Here is a 22,928-nt window from a genome sequence, read left to right as displayed (position 1 = left end):
CTAATTCTAATACAATTTCACAAAAGGATATGTATGAAAGTAGCTATAATTTTATATGATAAATTTGATTTGAAATATTTTGCTAAATTAAATGATTTTTTTACAAATACTATGAAGTTTAAAACCAAAATTTATGCTTTAAAAGAGAGTGTTTTAGATAGTAATGGAGTTTACATTGGTCTAGAAGAGCATTCTCAAAGTCTTTATGGTAATGATATAGTTGTAGTTTGTGAAGGAAAAAACGAATATATAAAGTATGATCAAATTTTTTTAAGTTGGATAAGCTCTAGCTCAAAAGCAAAACATAAAATTTGCTCCAAATTTGGAAGTGAGATATTTAAAGCCGCTAAAATTTCAAATTATAAAGAAATAGATAAAGATACAGTAGAAGAAGAGCTATTAAAGCTCTTCTAGATTACTCAACAGTTACGCTTTTTGCTAAATTTCTTGGCATATCAACATCATTTCCAAGTCTAATTGATATCTCAAGAGCAAATAATTGTAAAATTACTAACATTTCAAAAAATTCACACATATAGTGTTTTTGATCTGATGTTTTTATAAAATCATCACTTAAATCAAATTCTTTTGGGCTAATTGCAAAGACAAAACCATCTCTTGCAACAATCTCTTCCACATTGCTTCTTGTTTTATCATAAAGTATATTTTGCGGAAGTAGGGCGATTGTAAATAGCCTTTCATCCACTAAGGCAATTGGGCCATGTTTCATTTCTCCACTTGCGTAACCTTCTGCATGCAAATAACTTATCTCTTTTAGTTTTAAAGCACCTTCTAATGCAAGTGGAAAAAAGACATCTCTTCCTATAAAGAAAAAGCCGTGTCCATGAAGATAATGCTTGCTTAAGCGATGAATTTTATCTTGAAGACCATCTGGAACTTTTAGAATTTTTGGAACTTTTAAAATTGATTTTACCTCATTTTTAAGCTCATTTTCTGAAAGTGTTTTTTTGATATGTGCAAGATATAACACAACCATCCAAAGTGTTAAAACCTGAGTTGTAAAGGCTTTAGTGCTTGCCACTCCTTTTTCAATACCCGCACGAGTTAGTAAAACATTGTTAGCAAGACGAACTATAGAGCTGTTGTCAACATTGCAAATCGCAAGTGTTTTAAGGCCATTATTTTTAGCTATTTTTAAAGCCTCAAGAGTATCTGCAGTTTCGCCACTTTGGGAAATAGCTATAAATAAAGAATCCTTATCTAAAACAGGATCTTTATATCTAAACTCACTTGCTATCTCAACCTTAGTTCTTGTTTTTGCTACTCTTTCAAAAAGATAACTTGCGGTAAGTGCTGCATGATAGCTTGTTCCACATGCGCAAAGTATTATATTGTTTATACCATCAAACATATTTAAATCGATCTCATCAAGATGAATTTGATCATTTTTAATTCTTCCCATGAGTGTTTCAGTAGCAACATCACTTTGTTCATAAATTTCTTTTTCCATAAAAAATCTAAAACCCTCTTTTTGGGCAAAATTTCTATCTTTTGGAAGTGCTTTTCTAGGAGGATGAATTTCCTTTCCGTTTTTAAAAAATCTTACTTTTCCAAATTCTGCCTCACCATAAGTGCCATCATCAAGATACATTGCATCATTTGCCATGCCTATTATAGGAGCATCTGATGAGCTAAATAAAATTTCATTATTTTCATTTGTGGCAACTATTAGTGGAACTGCATTTTTTGCAAAAAATATCTTATCTTCATTGGCTTTTGTTATTAAAAGTATGGCAAATGAGCCAATTAGTTTTTCTACAGTTTTTTCAAAAGCCTTAAAGGGATTAGTTTCTGTTTTTAAAATATTTTCAAATAGATAAACAATCACCTCTGTATCTGTTTGGCTAAGAAATTTAACACCTTTTTTCTCTAAATCCTCTTTAATCTCTTTATAATTTTCTATAATGCCATTATGAATAACAAAGCTATATTCTCCATAGTGAGGATGAGCATTTATCTCAGTTGGTTTGCCATGTGTTGCCCATCTTGTATGCCCTATAGCAATTCCTTGACCATTTGAGGTAAAGTCTTTTGTTTTCTCTTTTAAATTTTTAATTTTTCCAACAGCTTTAAAATATTCTATGTTGTCATTTTCTTTTTCCATAACAGCCATTCCAGAACTATCATAGCCTCTATATTCAAGTTCTTTTAAGCCATTTAAGATAATCTCTTTTTTCTCTTTTTTTCCTATATATCCAACTATTCCACACATTAATATATTCCTTCTTTAGCTTAAATTAAATATGTGATTATACCTTTTTATGATAAATAATGAAACTTTAAAATAGTTTTTAAGTAAAAAGTAAATATAATTGTCTATTCTATTATGCTTATTTTAGATAAATTTAATTCTAAAAGGATTTTTTCTATGGAAAAATTGTTTAAATTAAAGGAAAATGGTACAAGCATTTTTCAAGAGTTTAATGCAGGCTTTACAACATTTTTAACTATGCTTTATATAGTCCCTGTAAATGCGATAATTATGAGCAGTGCAGGAATGCCACTAGATGCACTTTTAAGCGCAACAGCTTTAATTACTATATTTGCTACTATTTTAAATGGAGTTTGGTCAAATACTCCTGTTGCTATGAGTGTTGGAATGGGACTTAATGCCTATTTTACATTTGGTCTTGTAGTAGGTATGCAAATTCCATGGCAAACCGCTCTTGGGGTTGTGTTTTTAAGTGGTATTATTTTTGTTGCTTTATCGTTTACAAACTTTAGAATTTGGGTATTAAAAAGCATACCAATGGATCTAAGAAGAGCAATTAGCGCTGGTATTGGAACTTTTATAAGCTTTATAGGGCTTCAACAAATGGGGATTATAGCTAAAAATGATGCAACATTAGTCGCACTTGGAGATTTAAGCAATGCAGGCGCTATCGTTGGAGTTATTGGGCTTTTTTTAGTTATTTTATTTTGGGCAATCAATATAAAAGGTTCATTTATATTGGCAATTATCTCAACTTCAATAATCGCTTGGATATTTAAATTAGCACCAACACCAACTGAGTTTTTCTCTCTTCCATCTTCAATTTCTCCTATCTTTTTTGAACTAGATATTATCTCAGCCCTTTCCTTGTCACTACTTCCTGTTATAATTACATTTTTTATAACTGATTTATTTGATTCACTTGGAACACTTTCAGGAGTTGGAAATAGGGCAAATATATTCAAAGAAGACTCAAAAGATGGCGATATTAAGTTGCAAAAAACATTAGAGATTGACGCTGTTGCTACAGTTGCTGGTTCTTTAGCTGGTGTTTCTACAACTACTGCTTTTGCAGAGAGCGCAAGCGGGGTTGAAGCGGGTGGAAGAACGGGGCTGACAGCTGTATTTACAGGACTTTTATTCTTACTAACTCTATTTATGTTGCCATTTTTTAAATCAATTCCATCAAATGCTATTTATCCTGTTTTGGTGATGGTTGGTGTTTTAATGTTTAGCGAGCTTACTAAGATAAATTTTGAAGATAAAGCTATCTCAATAGCTGTGTTTTTTATAGTTATTTTAATGCCGCTTACATATTCAATCACAACAGGACTTGCATTTGGCTTTATAGCTTACTTTTTTGTTAAGTTAATAAAAAGAGAGTTTAAAGATATAAATTTAGGTATTATAGTTTTAGCTATCATAAGCGTATTATCATTTGTTATTAAATTCGTAGAGTAGGGAAGCTATGAAGAATTATAGTTATGAAGAATTTAAGAAAGATATCAAAAAATTAGGCAAAATGGCTAATGATGATTTTAAACCTCAAGCATTTTTAGCAATAGCAAGAGGCGGAATGACAATGGGGCATTTTTTAGCAAATGGGTTAAAAAATAGAAATTTATTTTCACTCAATTCAATTCACTATGATGATACAAAAAAACTAAACACGGTTGAAGTATTTAACATACCAAATTTAGATAAATTTAATAGGGTCTTGTTGGTAGATGATATAATTGATAGTGGCGAAAGCATGGTTGAAATTTTAAGAATTTTGAAAGAAAGATTTCCAAAAGTAGAATTTAAAATTGCTACTTTATTTTATAAAGATAGGGCGCTAGTTACACCTGAATATTTTATAAAAAAAGCAGATGATTGGATAGTATTTTTTTGGGACATAGAAATTTAAAACTTATGAAAAAAGCTAAATTTACAATAAATAAAGATTTATATTTTATTTTAATCTTTGCAGTAAATTTAGCTGTATTGTTATTTGGAATTTCAAATTTAAGCATATCATATTATGAGGCTGAAATTTTTTTTAATGAAAAAAATTTTGTAAGTCTTATAGCCAATGTATCTTGTAAAATTTTTGGACAAAACGATTATTCTTTAAGGTTGCCATTTTTATTAATCCATTTTATTAACTCGATATTGATGTATAAACTCTCAAAGAAGATATTAAAAAGAAGAGTTGATAGAATAGCATGTCTTACTTTATATATGTTTCTTCCTGGTATTATTGCTAGTGCAATACTAGTAAATTTTGCTGGTATTTTGATATTTTTTACACTGCTTTTTATATATTTATATGAGATTAAAAAAGATATTTTTGCTTTATTTGTACTTATAACTACTGTTTTTATAGATAAATCTTTTTTGGTTTTATATTTAGGAGTATTTTTTTATTCTATATATTATAAAAATAGACCTTTTTGTATATTATCATTTTTATTATTTATAATCTCTATTATTTTTTATGATTTTGATATAGGTGGCAAGCCAAAGGGATTTTTTGCCGATACTATTGGTATATATGCGGCAGTTTTTTCACCATTTTTATTTCTATTTTTTGTTTATGCTATTTATAGAATTTGGGTTAAGGAAGAAAAAACATTACTATGGTTTATAGTTGTAACGGCTTTTTGCTCAAGTCTGTTGCTCTCTTTAAGACAAAGAGTTGAACTAGATGAGTTTTTGCCATATGTTGTTATTTCCATACCGCTACTAGTTAAAACATTTTATAACTCTTATAGGATAAGACTACCTAATTTTAGAAGAAAACATAAATATGTAGCTATTTTTACAATTATAGTTTTGATATTTAGTTCATCTATTTTAGTTTTTAATCAAATTTTATATCTAAATATTTTTAAAAATGAACCAAAAAAACATTTTATATATAAATATGATATTGTAAAAGAGCTAGCCTTAAATTTAAAAAATATTGGTATTCAAGAGCTTAATATTTTAGATGAGGAGTTGGCTTTGAGATTGGAGTTTTATGGAGTTAAGCCAAACTTAAACAATGACATGGTATTAACAGAATTTTATATTGAAAAACCAAAATATAACATTTTAATTTATAAATTTAGCAATAATATAGATAAATTTTATATTTTTTGATAAAATACTAACATGAGAAGAAATATACTTAAAGCTTTTACGCTAATTGAACTAATTGTAGTTATTATTGTAGTTGGGATACTGGCTGCCATAGCTATTCCTAAAATCGATAAAAATGTCATGATAGAAGCATCTGATCAGGTTGCTGGACACTTAAGATATGCACAGCATCTTGCTATGATGGATGATAAATTTGATCCAACAGATCCAACTTGGTTTAGAGAGAGATGGACTTTGGAATTTACTACTTTTGGCGGTGGTGATATTAGATATAGCATATACAGCGATCTTACAAAAAGTGGAAATTTAAATTCCCCTACAGAGGTTGCAAGAGATCCTCAAAATCCTGAAAAATATTTAAGTGCTGGATGGTCTGGGATATCAGATGCCGATAAGGATAAAACAAATAACAACTTCAATCTTACAAAGAAATTTAGTATTACAAATGTTTCTTTTGGTGATACTTGTAACAATAATCGCAATCTATCTATATCTTTTGATAAAAAAGGTCGCCCTTATCTAAAAGCCTCTGTTGGCACTTCCCGCAATCCTATGGATAGAATTTTAACCCAAGATTGCAATATAACTTTAACAAATAGTGCTGGTCAAAATGCGATTATAACTGTTTATAAAGAGTCAGGTTTTGTGGAGGTTATATCTGTTCCTACAAATTAATATCCTATAGGTTTTATTTTTAATTTAGATTAAACATAAGTGATATAGATTCTATGGATTGACCTACTTACCTGTTAATAAAATATTTTATATTAATTGTATAAATAGCACTAGTTAGTCGGTGAATAAAATCAATATAATTTTATGGTATAATATGTCTAAGTTATCCACCATACTCAAATATACCTTATCTAAATTAATACGATTTTTGTATAAATTCTAATAATAGCTATAACATTAAACTGCTTTACCGAATAACTCAATGAAATAGTCTAATCAAGCTACTAATTAAACATTATTTTCATATCTAAATAAAAGCAAAGAATATTTATTATATTACTTTAATAAATAAAATCTATTAACTATAAGCCCTATCATATTTATATCTAACATAAAGCAAAAACATAAATTCAAATTTTATTGATCTCCTATATATAAAAAACTAAAACCAACTTATAAAAATACCTAACTAATTTGATGTCTTTTTGTGTATCTTTATTTGCCAAAAACCTTTAATCCAGAGTTGTCTATATTTATCATATCTATAAGATTAATATTTACTTAAAAAGAAATTTTCAACTAAATTTATTTTAATATAGCAGTGATTGGTAAAAAATAAGCTTGTTTTTTTGATAAACTTATTCTGCTATTATATTAATATAATTCATGCTAAGATATTTGATAAAATCTCACCTATTTAACTATATTAGTCAACCTTGTTATTTTTATATGTGATTAAAATAAACATCCAAGTTTTACCGCTTAGAATTTTTTAAGCATTTAACCAACTATTTTTCATAGGCTTTAATTAATATTTCATATAATTAAAATACTTATAGCTAAACCCCAGCAAACCATACAATATCTTTAACTATGCCTCTAATTTTCCAACTAAATCCCACATTAAATAAAAACATCTAACTTTTATTCTACCTTTTGCCATATTTTTATCTATCTTTAAGCTTAGCTTGTATATAATTCTATTTCCGCTTTGAGAGATAGCTTTTTAAAGAGTTAATGTATAACTCTTATAATAAGGGCTTTTAAAGCATGTTTTTTAAATTATAAATGTTAAACTATTTTAAATTTACAAAGTCAATCTTTGAAATCTAAACTAGTGATCGATTGAGTCAGATAATTTTAAATTATATTATATAATAATAGTTTAAAACTATAACACTAAAACTATCTTTTTTTGTTTAAAGAGAAATTAGTAAGTTTTAAATATACTATTAAAAATCAATTTAAAGTTTTAGATTAAAACTTCATAACTAAACAAACTAATCTTAAATAAGAGTTTTTCTTATTTAAATTAAAAACAATTTTTTATGGAGAGTTTGATCCTGGCTCAGAGTGAACGCTGGCGGCGTGCCTAATACATGCAAGTCGAACGATGAAGCTTCTAGCTTGCTAGAAGTGGATTAGTGGCGCACGGGTGAGTAATGTATAGCTAACCTGCCCCTCAGAAGAGAACAACAGTTAGAAATGACTGCTAATACTCTATACTCCTTCTTAACATAAGTTAAGTCGGGAAATGTCTTTTCGCTGAGGGATGGGGCTATATTGTATCAGTTTGTTGGTGGGGTAATGGCCTACCAAGACTATGACGCATAACTGGTCTGAGAGGATGATCAGTCACACTGGAACTGAGACACGGTCCAGACTCCTACGGGAGGCAGCAGTAAGGAATATTGCGCAATGGGCGAAAGCCTGACGCAGCAACGCCGCGTGGAGGATGACACTTTTCGGAGCGTAAACTCCTTTTGTTAGGGAAGAATAATGACGGTACCTAACGAATAAGCACCGGCTAACTCCGTGCCAGCAGCCGCGGTAATACGGAGGGTGCAAGCGTTACTCGGAATCACTGGGCGTAAAGGGCGCGTAGGCGGATTATCAAGTCTCTTGTGAAATCTGGTGGCTTAACCATCAAACTGCTTGGGAAACTGATAGTCTAGAGTGAGGGAGAGGTAGATGGAATTCTTGGTGTAGGGGTAAAATCCGTAGAGATCAAGAGGAATACCTATTGCGAAAGCGATCTACTAGAACTCAACTGACGCTGAGGCGCGAAAGCGTGGGTAGCAAACAGGATTAGATACCCTGGTAGTCCACGCCCTAAACGATGTATACTAGTTGTTGCTGTGCTAGACACGGCAGTAATGCACCTAACGGATTAAGTATACCGCCTGGGGAGTACGGTCGCAAGATTAAAACTCAAAGGAATAGACGGGGACCCGCACAAGCGGTGGAGCATGTGGTTTAATTCGAAGATACGCGAAGAACCTTACCTGGGCTTGACTTCCAACAAATCTTTTAGAGATAGAAGAGTGCTTGTTTACAAGAATGTTGTGACAGGTGCTGCACGGCTGTCGTCAGCTCGTGTCGTGAGATGTTGGGTTAAGTCCCGCAACGAGCGCAACCCACGTGTTTAGTTGCTAACAGTTAGGCTGAGCACTCTAAACAGACTGCCTTCGTAAGGAGGAGGAAGGTGTGGACGACGTCAAGTCATCATGGCCCTTATGCCCAGGGCGACACACGTGCTACAATGACATATACAATGAGAAGCAATATCGCGAGGTGGAGCAAATCTATAAAATATGTCCCAGTTCGGATTGGAGTCTGCAACTCGACTCCATGAAGCCGGAATCGCTAGTAATCGTAGATCAGCCATGCTACGGTGAATACGTTCCCGGGTCTTGTACTCACCGCCCGTCACACCATGGGAGTTGATTTCACTCGAAGCCGGAATGCAAAACTTGCTACCGTCCACAGTGGAATTAGCGACTGGGGTGAAGTCGTAACAAGGTAACCGTAGGTGAACCTGCGGTTGGATCACCTCCTTTCTAGAGTACAATAGATATTTCTCACAAAATATCTATCATTAGAAAATACGATTAAAATTAAAAATCTCAATCATCACGGTTTAGATTTCATAGATTGACTTAGATAAATAAAAATAAGACTAATAGAGTAATTAATCAGTTATTAGTTTTAGTTTCCCGAATGGGCCTATAGCTCAGCTGGTTAGAGTGCACCCCTGATAAGGGTGAGGTCATAAGTTCAAGTCTTATTAGGCCCACCATTATGACTTTAAACAATTAAGTTTATAAGTTGTATCTTATCATTAGAAGGAAAATTCTTAATTATTATATAAATAATAAAAAGATGGGGAATTAGCTCAGCTGGGAGAGCGCCTGCCTTGCACGCAGGAGGTCAGCGGTTCGATCCCGCTATTCTCCACCATTTATATTTAAGTTGATTTAAAAACAAAAATAGAAGTAAATAATAAATAGTTTAACAAAGTACATATAAGTATATTAAGTTTATAATAAAATACTATATCTTTTAAATAAGATTTAAAAGTATCTTATTATAATTACTATCTTAAAATAATATATATTATAATTTAGTCTAAAATATAGATAATAATAGTCTAAATAAAGAGTTATTAATATATCTAACTAATGAGTTTATCTCTTTTTAGTTTATAGATATAAGAAATAAATAACTTTTTATTTAGATTACTAAGAGTTAATTTTAGAATCTAATGTTATTTAAGTTATCATTGTTAAAAGTCACAAAAAAGTTTTAATAAATTAAAACAATTTTACAGGACTTGTTAAGGCTTTAAATAAAAGACTACAAAAGCAAATCTTTAATACCAAACTGTTATCTGGTTTTAAATGATCAAAGATTAATATCACGACTTATATAGGTTTTTAAAACTTATCTATATATAGTTTTTAATCTCTTTCCGTCTTAAGTCTAATATTTAAATACTATAAGGTTATATACATATAATTTTATCTTTAACAAGGAAGTGATGCGTAATTAGAATATAAACATAATCTAAAAATATAAAAACTTCTTTTACCGATTAAGACTTAACTATTAGCTAATAATTTGTTTAATTGCAAATTTACGACACTTCTTTAGAAGTGTTGTGCTTTAGGTGGGTCAAGGGAGCATAGCTCCTTGTCGGAAGACTAGCTTTGCTAGTCTGAGAAGTAAAAAAAAGGTAAGCTACTAAGAGCGAATGGTGGATGCCTAGGTTAGTAGAGGCGATGAAGGACGTGCTAGACTGCGATAAGTCTCGGGGAGTTGTCAAGAAACTTTGATCCGGGAATTTCCGAATGGGGCAACCCAGTATATAGTAATATATACTACCTATATGGGGCGAACGTTGGGAATTGAAACATCTTAGTACCAACAGGAAGAGAAATCAAAAGAGATTTCGAAAGTAGCGGTGAGCGAAATCGAAAGAGGGCAAACCACTAGTTTACTAGTGGGGTTGTAGGACTGTAACATAGAATTAACAAGCTTAGCAGAATAATCTGGAAAGATTAATCATAGAGGGTGATAGTCCCGTATGCGAAAAGTAAGTTATACTTAGCAGTATCCTGAGTAGGGCGAGACACGTGTAATCTTGCTTGAAGCTGGGTAGACCACTATCCAACCCTAAATACTACTACTAAACCGATAGTGCACAAGTACCGTGAGGGAAAGGTGAAAAGAACTGAGGTGATCAGAGTGAAATAGAACCTGAAACCATTTGCTTACAATCATTCAGAGCCCTATGATTTATCAGGGTGATGGACTGCCTTTTGCATAATGAGCCTGCGAGTTGTGATGTCTGGCAAGGTTAAGGAAACCCGGAGCCGTAGCGAAAGCGAGTCTTAATAGGGCGTTTAGTCAGATGTTGCAGACCCGAAACGAAGTGATCTATCCATGAGCAGGTTGAAACCGGTGTAAGAGCCGGCGGAGGACCGAACCCATTGACGTTGAAAAGTCCTGGGATGACTTGTGGATAGGGGTGAAAGGCCAATCAAACTTCGTGATAGCTGGTTCTCTCCGAAATATATTTAGGTATAGCGTTATGTAGTAACTAAAGGGGGTAGAGCACTGAATGGGCTAGGGCATATACCAATGTACCAAACCCTATCAAACTCCGAATACCTTTAGTGTAATCATAGCAGTCAGGCGGCGAGTGATAAAATCCGTCGTCGAGAGGGAAACAACCCAGACTACCGACTAAGGTCCCAAAATCTTATTTAAGTGGAAAACGATGTGAAGTTACTGAAACAACCAGGAGGTTGGCTTAGAAGCAGCCATCCTTTAAAGATAGCGTAATAGCTCACTGGTCTAGTGATTTTGCGCGGAAAATATAACGGGGCTAAAATAAGTACCGAAGTCGTAGACTTGCACACTACTTAGCTCTTTTAATTATAGTTATATTTAAAACTAGCGATAGCGATTTTTGCTTTAGCAAAAAAGTTTTAAAATATCTTATGATAAAAAAAGAGAGTTAAGTTGTGTGCAAGTGGTAGGAGAGCGTTCTATTCAGCGTTGAAGGTGTACCGATAAGGAGCGCTGGAGCGGATAGAAGTGAGCATGCAGGCATGAGTAGCGATAATTAATGTGAGAATCATTAACGCCGAAAACCCAAGGTTTCCTACGCGATGCTCGTCATCGTAGGGTTAGTCGGGTCCTAAGCAAAGTCCGAAAGGGGTATGCGATGGAAAATTGGTTAATATTCCAATACCAATTATTATGCGCGATGGAAGGACGCTTAAAGTTAATGGAGCTAGCTGATGGAATAGCTAGTCGAAGGATGTAGATTGAGTTATAGGCAAATCCGTAACTCTTTATTCGAGATCTAACAGGCTTATGAAGCTCTTCGGAGCGGATTAAGAATCCATGATACTATCGAGCCAAGAAAAGTTTCTAAGTATAATAATAATTGCCCGTACCGTAAACCAACACAGGTGGGTGGGATGAGTATTCTAAGGCGCGTGGAAGAACCCTCTTTAAGGAACTCTGCAAAATAGCACCGTATCTTCGGTATAAGGTGTGCCTACTAAGGTATTAGGATTTACTCCGAAAGCTTTAGAGGTTACAATAAAGAGTCCCTTCCGACTGTTTACCAAAAACACAGCACTCTGCTAACACGTAAGTGGATGTATAGGGTGTGACGCCTGCCCGGTGCTCGAAGGTTAATTGATGGAGTTAGCATTAGCGAAGCTCTTGATCGAAGCCCGAGTAAACGGCGGCCGTAACTATAACGGTCCTAAGGTAGCGAAATTCCTTGTCGGTTAAATACCGACCTGCATGAATGGCGTAACGAGTTGGGAGCTGTCTCAAAGAGGGATCCAGTGAAATTGTAGTGGAGGTGAAAATTCCTCCTACCCGCGGCAAGACGGAAAGACCCCGTGGACCTTTACTATAGCTTGACACTGCTACTTGGATAAAGATGTGCAGGATAGGTGGGAGGCTTTGAGTATATGACGCCAGTTGTATATGAGCCATTGTTGAGATACCACTCTTCTTTATTCGGGTAGCTAACTAGCATGAGTTATCCTCATGTAGGACAATGTCTGGTGGGTAGTTTGACTGGGGCGGTCGCCTCCCAAATAATAACGGAGGCTTACAAAGGTTGGCTCAAAACGGTTGGAAATCGTTTGTAGAGTATAAAGGCATAAGCCAGCTTAACTGCAAGACCTACAAGTCGAGCAGAGACGAAAGTCGGTCTTAGTGATCCGGTGGTTCTGTGTGGAAGGGCCATCGCTCAAAGGATAAAAGGTACCCCGGGGATAACAGGCTGATCTCCCCCAAGAGCTCACATCGACGGGGAGGTTTGGCACCTCGATGTCGGCTCATCGCATCCTGGGGCTGGAGCAGGTCCCAAGGGTATGGCTGTTCGCCATTTAAAGCGGTACGCGAGCTGGGTTCAGAACGTCGTGAGACAGTTCGGTCCCTATCTGCCGTGGGCGTAAGAAGATTGAGGAGAGTTGACCCTAGTACGAGAGGACCGGGTTGAACCAACCACTGGTGTATAGGTTGTTCTGCCAAGAGCATCGCCTAGTAGCTAAGTTGGGATGTGATAAGAGCTGAAAGCATCTAAGCTCGAAGCCAACTCCAAGATGAATCTTCTTTTAAGAGCTCTAGTAGACTACTAGTTTGATAGGCTGGATGTGTAAGTGATGAAAGTCATTTAGCTGACCAGTACTAATAGCTCGTTTGCTTATCTTTTTTAAGCATCACTTCCTTGTTAAGGATAAAACTTACAAGTGAGAAATGTTTTATAATAAAACTTTTGACTTTTAACGATTAACACTTAACAGTGTTTAATAAGAGAACTATAAATAGTAGTTTTTTTATTTAACACTGTTCGTGGCTATACAGACGAGGAAACGCCTTGTTCCATCTCGAACCAAGAAGCTAAGCTCGTCGTGGCTGATGATACTCTCTCTTACTGGGATGTTGGGAAAGTAGGTCGCTGCGGACTTTGTTAATTTATAACTAATATACTAATCAACAATTATTCAACAATATATATTCTAGCTAACTTAATAATTAAAATTATAACTATCATAACAAAATATAGAAAGTTAATTATGTTAATAATTAAAATTATAAACATAGAGTATAAAATCTATTAGTTTATTAAAATCAAATTATGTAATATATTCTAATTATCCTAATTAGTTGTATTATTTTTCATCTTTATAACTACACAAAAGATAAAAAGTTAATTAATATAAATATTTTTTTGCAATACTCTAAATTCTATTATCTTTTAGGTTTATAAATAGTATAGATTATTGTAGCTTTAATTAAAAAATCATCAAGTATTCTTAAAAACTACTATCTTCTTTATACTTATTATAAACCTTTATAAAACATAGATTTACTTTTATTCTACCTTTTTGCAAAAAAGATATAGCCACTACTACTGTTATTTCTAGCTAAGACTTTTTTCTTAGCCTTTATTATGTATGGCTTAGTTTTTTCATGAACAAACATAGTGTAATAATTTAAATAAAAAGGATTTGGATATTATCTAAATTTACATATAGGTGGATAAAATAACTTAAATAAAGTTATTTAAACATTAAAGTATTTTAATAATTTCAAAAGTATCTGGTTTTTATTGATAATATAAATAGTTTAACTTAACAACAACACTCGATTATGATACATTAATTTAATGGCAATTACTATTTGTATTAATTTAGTTATGTTAATTTAGTATTTTATTGACATTACACAAATTGTTTTAGTAATAATTCAATTTTTCTTTATCTATGTATATATTAACATCTATTGTATCTATCTTTTAAAAATACTTACTTATTAAATTATATATTTAGTTTAATTATTTCAGTAAGATAAGATAAAATTTCAGCTATATTTAGTCCATAATCAAACAAAGGAAACAATCATGAAAAAACTACTTTTAACACTACTACTTAGCTTTACATTCTTATTTAGTACAATAAACATTAATACTGCTTCAAAAGAGGAACTTATGAGCATTAAAGGTGTTGGTGAAAAGACAGCAGAGTATATAATAGATTATAGAAAAGATAAGAAATTTGAAAAGATAGAGGATATTAAAAATATAAAGGGAATAGGTGATAAGAAATTTGAAGTTATTAAAGATGATATAACTATATCAGGTAAAACAATAACAAAAAACAAAGATAACAATAAAGATAGTAGTAATAAAAGATAGATTATTATAGATACTAGGTTTTTAAATTAAGATTTTAAATAAAATAAAGCTAATAATATAAAATCTTAAATACTGTTTTTAAAAATAGTATTGCGTATTATATTTATTAGCCTAACTAAAATGATATGTTGGTTATCTTATAAAATAAATTAGTTATTAAACTTTATTTTAATGCTTATATGTTTTTAGTATTTAAGAATTTAGCACTTAAACCTATGCTAATTTATGATTTTTAATATGTTTGACTATATATTAATTTTTAAGAGTCTATACTCTTTATCAAACCTAAATGCTAATAAATTCTGGAGTATTCCAAAAAAACACATAAAGGTGATAAAGCTACTACCACCATAACTAAAAAAGGGTAGAGGTATACCAACCACAGGCGCAAAACCTATGGTCATGGAGATGTTGACGGATATATATATAAACATCATAATGGCAATTCCATTTGTGATAACTCTTGCTAAAAAGTCATCTTTTAATTTGTGGTTTAAAGATAGTAGGTGAGATATTAAGAGAAAATACATGCTTATTAAAAAAAGATTACCAATAAATCCAAATCTCTCTCCATTGTATGCAAATATAAAATCACTAGTAGCGATTGGGAGGAATTTGAAATTATGGAGATAAAAATTCTCTGTTTTGCCAATTGTTAAAAACTAAAGACAAAACAAGAGAATTTAAATTATCTACTTAAAAAACCTACAAAGTGTCTTATTTGAGGTTTTTCAGATATGTGGAAAGCGTTTACTTCGGCTTGAAGTTGTGCATCTATTTTAGAAACTCTATGATGTTGTCTTAGATGTTCAGCCCAGCTTTCAACTAAAAACCATTCAAGCATTATTTCAGGATCTGATGTATCTTCAACAATACCCCATGCATAAGCTCCGTCTTTACGTCTTTGCTCAGATAGCTGTTTAATTTTTTTAAGGAAATTCTCTTTATCTGAAGATTTAACTCTGTACTCAACTTGTATTAATACAGGTGATCTATTTAAGTCTATATCTGAGACTATTTCTGGTTCTTCCCAGTGCTTAGAAGGCGATAAATCGTCATTTCCTTGTGGTAGTTTAGCTTTATATGCTAGTAGAGTTACTAGAGTTAAGCCAATACCAGATACAATTAAAGTTAAAGAAATACCTATATATTGGGCAACACCACCCCATATTAAACTGCCAAGAGTCATTGCTCCATTAAATGCTGTTAAGTATATAGCCAAAGAACGACCTCTTACCCAGTTTGGTAGAATGGATTGAGCTGTGCTGTTAAGCGTAGTTAAAGATGTAATCCAGCCTATGCCTAATAAAAACAGACCTATAACAGCTAAAAATTTTGGTGGTGACATTGATAAAAAACACATAACTACAGTGCTTATAATTGCTGATAATAATAGCAATTGATCAGTATTTAAACGCTCTCTTAGTTTTGGTAAAATTATAGCACCAGCTATTGCACCAACACCAACGGAAGCTAGTAGTAGTCCATAAAAACCAGCTGTCCCATTTAGAAGTTTTCTTGCAACTAAAGGCAAAAGAGCCCATAAAGCACTAGCAAAAACAAAGAATAGAACTGTTCTAAAAAGAACTCTATGTAGATCTCTACTTGATTTAGCATATCTTAAACCAGCTCTAAAGGCACTTCCAAAGCTTTCAAGTAAAGCATCTTCATCTTTTGCTTCTCTTTTCCACCAAAGCAGGGCAGAGATTACAAACAGATAGCTTATAACATCCATTCCGTATGAAAAAGCTGCTCCAAGTTGTGCTAATATAACACCACCTATTGCAGGCCCAACCGCTCTAGCTATATTTACACCCAATGAGTTTAAAGCAACGGCATCTTTTAAACTTTTACGCTCAACTAATTCTGGTACAATTGCTTGCCATGTTGGACCCATTAAAGCAACACCAATACCGCCTATAAAAGTAAACAGTACAAGTGTAACAACCGATTGCAGCCCAGTAGCAGACAAGGTCATTAGGCTAAAGCTAGCAAAAGCTAAGATAAATTGTATGGATATTAAAAATTTACGACGATCTAAGATATCAGCCATAACACCAGCAGGTATTGCTAGTAAAAAAATTGGTAGTGTTGCAGCTGCTTGGATCAAAGAAACAGCAGCAGGTGAGGCTGAAAGGTCTGTAACCAACCAGCCACTTGCCACATCTCTTATAAAACTTCCAACATTACCAATAACAGTAGCTATCCATAAGACTAAAAAAAGCTTTTGTTTCAATGGGGCAAAACTGCTTTGTTTCGAATCACTCATTTATACTCCTATTGTAATTATTAAAACTTGCTATACCATCCAGCAAGAACAACCTAAAGTTCCAAAAAATCCTTTTAAGTCAGATGTTGGAATGTTTGAATTCCAAGCTTTAGTGTGATCATGTCCATGAATTCCACAAGACATTCCACAACCACAACCTGAAATAGCATGTTGGCGAATTAAAGATAAAGAATTTTTTCCAGCTCCATCAGGATCACCCCATGCTGCAAAACCTTTAAATTTACGTGTTGGTGACCAATCAGGCATAGCAGGTGGCAATGGGTTTTCATCTAAATCAGAAAATTCATCATCACCAAAAACTATTTTTCCACCTACAACTGTTAGGTGTGAAGTTAAAAATGAAATTTCATCCTCATCAACGCTAAAATAGTCTTTACTAGGCACTATAAAATCAGCAAATTGACCAATTTCAATTCTTCCGCGTTTTCCTTCTTCATTGGTAAACCAAGATACATTTTCAGTCCACATTCTAAGAGCTGTTTCTCTATCTAATAAATTTGATTCAGGATATAGTCTTGTGCCACCAACTGTTTTTCCAGTAACAAGCCAAGAAAGAGAAACCCATGGATTATAAGATGCAACTCTTGTAGCATCAGTTCCAGCTGAAGTTTTAACGCCACTTTCTAAAATTTTTTTTACAGGTGGAGTTGCAGCAGCCGCATCAGGACCATATCTATCTACAAAATATTCACCTTGATATGCCATTCTATGTTGCAACGCAATTCCACCACCTAATTTTGCTATTCTATCAATTGATTTTTGAGAGATTGTTTCAGCATGATCAAAAAACCAATTAATACCTTCAAGCGGAGTTTCTTCATTTATTTTTTCAAATACATCTAAAGCACGTGAGATTGTCTCATCATAAGTGGCATGCATTCGCCACGGCCATTTGTTTTGAACCAAAATTCTTACAACTTCTTCTAAATCATCTTCCATTTCAGGTGGCATATTTGGTCTAGGTTGTCTAAAGTCTTCAAAATCGGCTGCAGAAAATACAAGCATTTCACCTGCGCCATTATGGCGAAAATAATCAGTTCCTTGTTTGTATTTTACAGATGATGTCCATCTTAAAAAGTCCTCTTTTTCCTCTTTTGGTTTTTGTGTAAATAGATTGTAAGCTATTCTAACTGTTAGTTGATCTTCGTCTGAAAGTTTTTGGATAACCTCATAGTCTTCTGGATAGTTTTGAAATCCACCACCCGCATCTACAACACCTGTAATACCAAGTCTATTTAACTCACGCATAAAGTGTCTTGTTGAGTTGATTTGATAATCAATTGGGAGTTTTGGACCTTTGGCTAATGATGCATATAGTATCATAGCATTTGGTTTTGCAAGCAATAATCCTGTTGGGTTTCCTTTGCTATCTCGCACAATCTCGCCACCAGGAGGATTTGGAGTGTCTTTTGTGTAGCCAACAGCTCTTAAAGCAGCACCATTTAATAATGCTCTGTCATAAAGATGCAATATAAATACAGGGGTATGAGGAGCTATTTTATTAAGCTCTTCTATAGTTGGAAGTCTTTTTTCTACAAATTGATGTTCTGTAAAACCACCAATTACACGAACCCATTGAGGTGCAGGTGTGATATCAACTTGAGCTTTAAGCATACCCATTGCATCAGCAAGGCTTTTAACTCCATCCCATCTAAGTTCTAAATTATAATTTAGACCACCGCGTATAATGTGTGTATGGTTGTCAAATAATCCAGGTAAAACACTACGACCTTTCAGATCTACTTTTCTAGTGGAGTTATCTGCTAATCTTAAAACATCTTCGTTTTTACCTACACTTATAAATCTGCCATCTTTAATGGCTACGGCTTGTGCAGTAGGATTTGATTTATTTAGTGTTGTAATATTGCCATTATAAAAAATAATATCAGGAATTTTGGTTGTCATTTTTACTCCTTTGTATATCAATAGTATACTTATTGTTATTGTCTGTTTTTTCTTGGATATTAGTTTGTTCGCTATTTTTTATAATTTCGTCTTTGGAGAAAAAGTTTTTTGCAACTGGAATAATCTGTTCGCCCATAAGCATTCCAAGGAGTCCTATAAGGGCTACTAATGGAGGAGCTGGGGAACGGACATTTAAGATATAATAAATAATGCCTACTAACAATCCAACGCCTAAACTAAGAATATAAAATTTCATTGTTCTTACTCGTTAATATAAATTTGTTTTAAATCAAAAAAAGCGATCTAATAAAAATATTAGATCGCTAAACTAATTATTTTATTTATTAGCTGGGTTTGGTCCTATGCGTTCACCATGTTTTACACGCTCAGGAACTTTGTGAACCATTGTATAGGCATAATCAGCACCCATACCATATGCTCCAGAGTGTTCTTTTACGATATCAAGAACAGCATCATAAGTATCTCTTCTAGCCCAGTCACGTTGCCATTCAAGTAAAACTTGTTGCCAAGTAACAGGTACAATTCCTGCTTGTATCATACGATCCATTGCATATTTGTGTGCATCTACAGATGTTCCGCCTGATGCGTCTGCTACCATATAAATTTCATAACCACCTTCTAGGGCAGCTGATAGTGCGAAAGTAACATTACAAACTTCTGTCCATAGACCTGAAACAACAACTTTTTTACGGTTATTTTTTGCTAATGCGTCTCTAACATTTTGGTCATCCCATGAGTTCATTGAAGTTCTTTCTAGAATTTTATTTTCTGGGAACACTGCTAGTAATTCAGGGTATGTGTGACCTGAAAAGCTCTCAGTTTCTACCGTTGTGATAGTTGTTGGAATGTTAAAAACTTTTGCAGCTTTAGCTAAGCCAACAACATTGTTTTTTAAAGTTTGACGGTCAATTGATTGTACGCCAAACGCCATTTGAGGTTGTTGATCGATGAAGATTATTTGACTATTTTGTGGAGTCAAAACTTCAAGATATCTTTTGTTGTCCATTTGAAATCCTTTTATTTTTTATTTAATTCTCTTAGGATTGAGAATTAATATAGGTTTAGCTAAAAATAGCAACTTAAATTCCATTGAATTTGGCTGTAAAATACAATCAAATTCAACTACATAATAAATTAATATTCCAATTCTATAACTAATCAGCTTTGATCAAGCTTAATAAAAATATATAATATTAAAATAAAATATATATATAATCTAGTTTAAGAGTTCTTTAATTTTATTTGATTAAATTTAAATAGTGATTTTTTAAAGAGTCATCTATAAAAGAAGCTTTAAAAGAATTTGTAATAAGTTTTTTTATATCTTCTTTGCTTAAATTTAGATGTTTATATGCATTAAAAAAATTTTCATTTAGATAGCCTTTGAAGTAGGCTGGATCATCTGAGTTTATAGTTACATTTAAACCATAGTCTAAAAGTTTTTTAATATTGTGATTTTCATAGCAATCAAATACCTTTAATTCAATGTTTGAATTTGGACAAACAGTTAATGGAATTTGCTCTATTTTCAATCTTTTCATCAGCTCTTTTGAGTTAAAACATTGAACACCATGATCAATTCTATCAACTTTTAAAATATCTAAAGCTTCATATATATAAGATTCTCCTGCCTCTTCACCGGCATGTGCTACTAGTTTAAATCCTAAATCTTTTGCTTTTTTAAATACATTTTTAAATTTTGAAGGTGGGTTTCCAATCTCCGATGAATCAAGTCCTATTCCTACTATAAGATCTCTGTATTTCAAAGCTTCTTCTAGTACAACAAATGCATCTTCTTCAGATAAATGTCTTAAAAAACAAAGTATAATTTTAGATGTTATATTGTGCTTTTTATAGGCATCATTTAGTGCTTCATTAATTCCTAAAATAATAGTTTTAAAATCAATGCCTCTTTTTGTGTGGCTTTGTGGATCAAAAAATATCTCAGTGTGAACTATATTATTTTCTACGCATTTTTCAACATATGCCCAAGCTAAATCATAAAAATCTTGTTTTGTAATTAAAACCCTTGTCCCTGCATAATAAATATCTAAAAAGTCTTGTAAATTACTAAAATTATATGCTTTTTTTAGCTCATTGATATTTTTATATGGAATTTCAATGCCATTTTTCTTTGCTAACTTAAACATTAGTTCAGGTTCCAATGTGCCTTCTATGTGCAAATGTAGCTCAGCTTTTGGTAGATTTTTAATATATTCAAGCATATTTTTACCTTAATTATTTATGGATAAAAATTAATTTTGCTCTTAAATTTAAGAGCAAAATATTAATAGTTATTTATAAATTTTTGAAGTCTTTGTGTTGCTATTTTGATACTTTCTAAATCAGTTGCAAACGAAACTCTAAAATATCCCTCTAATCCAAAAGCAACCCCTGGAACGGTTGCTACTTTTATCTCTTCTAGCATTCTTTTACAAAATTTCATAGAATCCTCTTCTATCTCTTTGCAGTTTATAAAAAGATAAAATGCACCATCAGGATTTAATGTTTTTAGTCCTTTTATGTTATTAAGCTCTTTAAAAAGATAGTCTCTTCTTTCTCGATATGATTTTAACATGTTTTCTATCTCATCATCAACTTCGCCTAAAAGTGCTGGAATGGCTCCTGCTTGAGTGATTGAGCTGATGTTTGATGTGCTTTGACTTTGAAGTTTTCTAACAGCTTTATTTAGCTCATCGTTAGCACTAGCCATATAGCCAAACCTCCATCCTGGCATTGCACCACACTTACTTAGTCCATTTATAGTAATGGTTCTTTTAAACATATCTTTACTAACGCTAGCAGTTGCACAGAAATTTCCACTATAATTTACTTTTTCATAAATTTCATCACTTGCTATAAAAATATTTGTGCCTTTTAAAACCTCTGCTAGTTCAAGTAGATCCTCTTTTGTATACACGGTTCCACAAGGGTTGCTTGGAGAGTTTAACATTAAAAGCTTTGTTTTTGTGGTTATTGCCTTTTTGAGCTGTTTTGCCGTAATTTTAAATCCATTTGATTCATCTGTATTTAAAATTACAGGAATACCACTAGCATATTTTGTCATTTCAGGGTAGCTTACCCAGTAAGGAGCTGGTATTAAAACCTCATCTCCTTCATCTATTAGACACTGAATTATATTAAATAAAGAGTGCTTTGCTCCCACGTTTGTAATTATTTGACTAGGTTTATATTCTAAATTATTATCTCTTTTAAGTTTTATTGCTATTGCTTTTAAAACCTCATTAGTTCCTGGGATAGGAGTATATTTTCCACATCCTTTTCTCATGGCTTCAATAGCGGCATCTTTTATTGCTTTTGGAGTGTCAAAGTCAGGCTCTCCAGCACTTAAACTAATTACATCTTCACCATTTGCCTTCATCTCTTTTGCTAGTGAGCTAATGGCTATTGTTATGGACTCTGATAATGTCTGAACTCTTTTTGATAACATCTCTACTCCCTTTTAATTTTTTAAAGATTTTAGATATGAACTATATTTTTCATTTAGTTTTATATCCTCTTCTGTTATGTTTATTTTACCATCTTTTATTAAGTTTTCTAAATTTTCAATTCTTTGAAGCAGATATGAGAAAATTTCTTTATCTATATCTGGAATTTTATTATGAGAAAGTGGCTGTGCAGAGCATTTACCTAATACTTTTGCAGGAATTCCAACGGCTGTGCAGTTAGATGGAACATCTTTTATAACTACAGAGTTTGCTCCAATTTTTGAGTTTTCTCCAATTGTAATATTGCCTAATATTTTAGCACCACCACCTACAACTACGCCATTTTCCAAAGTAGGGTGGCGCTTACCTTTATCTAAGCTTACTCCCCCAAGAGTTACCCCTTGATATATAAGCACTCTATTACCAATAATAGCTGTTTCTCCTATGACAATACCTGTTGCATGATCAAAAAATACCTGTCTTCCTATTGTAGCACCTGGATGAAGATCAACTCCTGTTAAAAGCCTAGATAAACCAGAAATAGTCCTTCCTGTAGTTTTAAAACCTTTTTTGTAAAAAAAATTCGCAAATCTATGATTTACAATTGCCCAAACACCAGGATAGTTAAAGATAACCTCAATCCAATTATTATATGCAGGGTCTTGTCTTTTTGGTTCTGCTAAATCTTCTAATACTATTTTCCAAAAGCTCATTAAT

Annotated in this window: 14 protein-coding genes, 2 tRNA genes, 3 rRNA genes and 1 pseudogene; 11 read left to right on the top strand and 9 right to left on the bottom strand. The window is 32.7% G+C overall.

The window, feature by feature from the left end; all coding sequences use genetic code 11:
• The first annotated feature begins 33 nt into the window (after nucleotides 1-33).
• Nucleotides 34-414 (top strand): hypothetical protein, encoded by a 381-nt coding sequence (locus CBLAS_RS05115; RefSeq protein WP_106872824.1) that lies wholly within the window; start codon nucleotides 34-36, stop codon nucleotides 412-414.
• 1 nt (nucleotide 415) lies between these two features.
• On the opposite strand, the gene glmS is transcribed toward CBLAS_RS05115, so the two are convergent.
• Complete coding sequence (gene glmS / locus CBLAS_RS05110; protein WP_106872826.1) at nucleotides 416-2,233, bottom strand: glutamine--fructose-6-phosphate transaminase (isomerizing); 1,818 nt, start codon at nucleotides 2,231-2,233, stop codon at nucleotides 416-418.
• Between the two features lie 156 nt (nucleotides 2,234-2,389).
• On the opposite strand from glmS, the gene CBLAS_RS05105 reads away from it, so the two are divergent.
• The 10 genes from CBLAS_RS05105 to CBLAS_RS05060 all read left to right on the top strand — a co-directional run bounded on the left by CBLAS_RS05105 (nucleotide 2,390) and on the right by CBLAS_RS05060 (nucleotide 14,546).
• Nucleotides 2,390-3,694, top strand: a complete 1,305-nt coding sequence (locus tag CBLAS_RS05105; protein ID WP_106872828.1) for an NCS2 family permease — start codon at nucleotides 2,390-2,392, stop codon at nucleotides 3,692-3,694.
• A gap of 7 nt (nucleotides 3,695-3,701) precedes the next feature.
• Nucleotides 3,702-4,142 (top strand): phosphoribosyltransferase, encoded by a 441-nt coding sequence (locus CBLAS_RS05100; RefSeq protein WP_106872830.1) that lies wholly within the window; start codon nucleotides 3,702-3,704, stop codon nucleotides 4,140-4,142.
• Nucleotides 4,109-5,359 carry an ArnT family glycosyltransferase gene (locus CBLAS_RS05095; protein WP_241517647.1) on the top strand — a complete coding sequence of 417 codons (1,251 nt, stop codon included), beginning with the start codon at nucleotides 4,109-4,111 and terminating at the stop codon, nucleotides 5,357-5,359. Before CBLAS_RS05100 ends, CBLAS_RS05095 begins: the two co-directional genes overlap by 34 nt.
• A 12-nt stretch (nucleotides 5,360-5,371) precedes the next feature.
• Nucleotides 5,372-6,034 carry a prepilin-type N-terminal cleavage/methylation domain-containing protein gene (locus CBLAS_RS05090; protein WP_106872832.1) on the top strand — a complete coding sequence of 221 codons (663 nt, stop codon included), beginning with the start codon at nucleotides 5,372-5,374 and terminating at the stop codon, nucleotides 6,032-6,034.
• Between the two features lie 1,325 nt (nucleotides 6,035-7,359).
• Nucleotides 7,360-8,874 (top strand): 16S ribosomal RNA (locus tag CBLAS_RS05085).
• Nucleotides 8,875-9,036: 162 nt separating this feature from the next.
• A tRNA-Ile gene (locus tag CBLAS_RS05080) sits at nucleotides 9,037-9,113 on the top strand.
• Between the two features lie 85 nt (nucleotides 9,114-9,198).
• A tRNA-Ala gene (locus CBLAS_RS05075) sits at nucleotides 9,199-9,274 on the top strand.
• 773 nt (nucleotides 9,275-10,047) lie between these two features.
• A 23S ribosomal RNA gene (locus CBLAS_RS05070) occupies nucleotides 10,048-13,060 on the top strand.
• A 137-nt stretch (nucleotides 13,061-13,197) separates the two neighbouring features.
• Nucleotides 13,198-13,316: ribosomal RNA gene (gene rrf / locus CBLAS_RS05065) — 5S ribosomal RNA — on the top strand.
• Together the 16S, 23S and 5S rRNA genes with 2 tRNA genes alongside form the textbook arrangement of a ribosomal RNA operon.
• A 936-nt stretch (nucleotides 13,317-14,252) precedes the next feature.
• Nucleotides 14,253-14,546 carry a ComEA family DNA-binding protein gene (locus CBLAS_RS05060; RefSeq protein WP_172658185.1) on the top strand — a complete coding sequence of 98 codons (294 nt, stop codon included), beginning with the start codon at nucleotides 14,253-14,255 and terminating at the stop codon, nucleotides 14,544-14,546.
• A 245-nt stretch (nucleotides 14,547-14,791) separates the two neighbouring features.
• Here CBLAS_RS05060 and CBLAS_RS05055 read toward each other — a convergent pair.
• The 8 genes and pseudogenes from CBLAS_RS05055 to cysE all read right to left on the bottom strand — a co-directional run.
• Nucleotides 14,792-15,169 (bottom strand): annotated as a pseudogene (locus CBLAS_RS05055) (FtsW/RodA/SpoVE family cell cycle protein); the annotation flags it as partial.
• A gap of 65 nt (nucleotides 15,170-15,234) precedes the next feature.
• Nucleotides 15,235-16,815 carry an MFS transporter gene (locus CBLAS_RS05050; protein WP_106872695.1) on the bottom strand — a complete coding sequence of 527 codons (1,581 nt, stop codon included), beginning with the start codon at nucleotides 16,813-16,815 and terminating at the stop codon, nucleotides 15,235-15,237.
• Between the two features lie 30 nt (nucleotides 16,816-16,845).
• Nucleotides 16,846-18,741, bottom strand: a complete 1,896-nt coding sequence (locus CBLAS_RS05045) for an amidohydrolase (RefSeq protein WP_106872693.1) — start codon at nucleotides 18,739-18,741, stop codon at nucleotides 16,846-16,848.
• Nucleotides 18,722-18,997 carry a XapX domain-containing protein gene (locus CBLAS_RS05040; RefSeq protein ID WP_106872691.1) on the bottom strand — a complete coding sequence of 92 codons (276 nt, stop codon included), beginning with the start codon at nucleotides 18,995-18,997 and terminating at the stop codon, nucleotides 18,722-18,724. The genes CBLAS_RS05045 and CBLAS_RS05040 overlap by 20 nt, the downstream gene beginning before the upstream one ends.
• An 81-nt stretch (nucleotides 18,998-19,078) precedes the next feature.
• The gene (locus tag CBLAS_RS05035; RefSeq protein ID WP_106872689.1) at nucleotides 19,079-19,768 is read right to left on the bottom strand and encodes a hydrolase; all 690 of its coding nucleotides are present in this window, start codon (nucleotides 19,766-19,768) and stop codon (nucleotides 19,079-19,081) included.
• A 232-nt stretch (nucleotides 19,769-20,000) separates the two neighbouring features.
• Complete coding sequence (locus tag CBLAS_RS05030) at nucleotides 20,001-20,987, bottom strand: adenosine deaminase (protein WP_106872687.1); 987 nt, start codon at nucleotides 20,985-20,987, stop codon at nucleotides 20,001-20,003.
• 62 nt (nucleotides 20,988-21,049) lie between these two features.
• Nucleotides 21,050-22,213: a pyridoxal phosphate-dependent aminotransferase gene (locus CBLAS_RS05025; protein WP_106872685.1), complete on the bottom strand. Its 1,164-nt coding sequence runs from the start codon at nucleotides 22,211-22,213 to the stop codon at nucleotides 21,050-21,052.
• A gap of 12 nt (nucleotides 22,214-22,225) precedes the next feature.
• Nucleotides 22,226-22,924 carry a serine O-acetyltransferase gene (gene cysE / locus CBLAS_RS05020; RefSeq protein WP_106872683.1) on the bottom strand — a complete coding sequence of 233 codons (699 nt, stop codon included), beginning with the start codon at nucleotides 22,922-22,924 and terminating at the stop codon, nucleotides 22,226-22,228.
• Nucleotides 22,925-22,928 lie beyond the last annotated feature (4 nt).

The sequence above is a fragment of the Campylobacter blaseri genome (genome assembly GCF_013201895.1).
Classification (GTDB): Bacteria; Campylobacterota; Campylobacteria; order Campylobacterales; family Campylobacteraceae; genus Campylobacter_B; species Campylobacter_B blaseri.
The sequence above is the reverse complement of the archived record's forward strand: the minus strand, read 5'-3'. Positions and strand labels throughout refer to the sequence as shown.

Excerpts from the sequence above, each read along its gene's own strand:
- CBLAS_RS05115 (WP_106872824.1), top strand. The coding sequence starts at position 34 with ATGAAAGTAGCTATAATTTTATATGATAAATTTGATTTGAAATATTTT.
- glmS (WP_106872826.1), bottom strand. The coding sequence starts at position 2,233 with ATGTGTGGAATAGTTGGATATATAGGAAAAAAAGAGAAAAAAGAGATT.
- CBLAS_RS05105 (WP_106872828.1), top strand. The coding sequence starts at position 2,390 with ATGGAAAAATTGTTTAAATTAAAGGAAAATGGTACAAGCATTTTTCAA.
- CBLAS_RS05100 (WP_106872830.1), top strand. The coding sequence starts at position 3,702 with ATGAAGAATTATAGTTATGAAGAATTTAAGAAAGATATCAAAAAATTA.
- CBLAS_RS05090 (WP_106872832.1), top strand. The coding sequence starts at position 5,372 with ATGAGAAGAAATATACTTAAAGCTTTTACGCTAATTGAACTAATTGTA.
- CBLAS_RS05060 (WP_172658185.1), top strand. The coding sequence starts at position 14,253 with ATGAAAAAACTACTTTTAACACTACTACTTAGCTTTACATTCTTATTT.
- CBLAS_RS05050 (WP_106872695.1), bottom strand. The coding sequence starts at position 16,815 with ATGAGTGATTCGAAACAAAGCAGTTTTGCCCCATTGAAACAAAAGCTT.
- CBLAS_RS05045 (WP_106872693.1), bottom strand. The coding sequence starts at position 18,741 with ATGACAACCAAAATTCCTGATATTATTTTTTATAATGGCAATATTACA.
- CBLAS_RS05040 (WP_106872691.1), bottom strand. The coding sequence starts at position 18,997 with ATGAAATTTTATATTCTTAGTTTAGGCGTTGGATTGTTAGTAGGCATT.
- CBLAS_RS05035 (WP_106872689.1), bottom strand. The coding sequence starts at position 19,768 with ATGGACAACAAAAGATATCTTGAAGTTTTGACTCCACAAAATAGTCAA.
- CBLAS_RS05030 (WP_106872687.1), bottom strand. The coding sequence starts at position 20,987 with ATGCTTGAATATATTAAAAATCTACCAAAAGCTGAGCTACATTTGCAC.
- CBLAS_RS05025 (WP_106872685.1), bottom strand. The coding sequence starts at position 22,213 with ATGTTATCAAAAAGAGTTCAGACATTATCAGAGTCCATAACAATAGCC.
- cysE (WP_106872683.1), bottom strand. The coding sequence starts at position 22,924 with ATGAGCTTTTGGAAAATAGTATTAGAAGATTTAGCAGAACCAAAAAGA.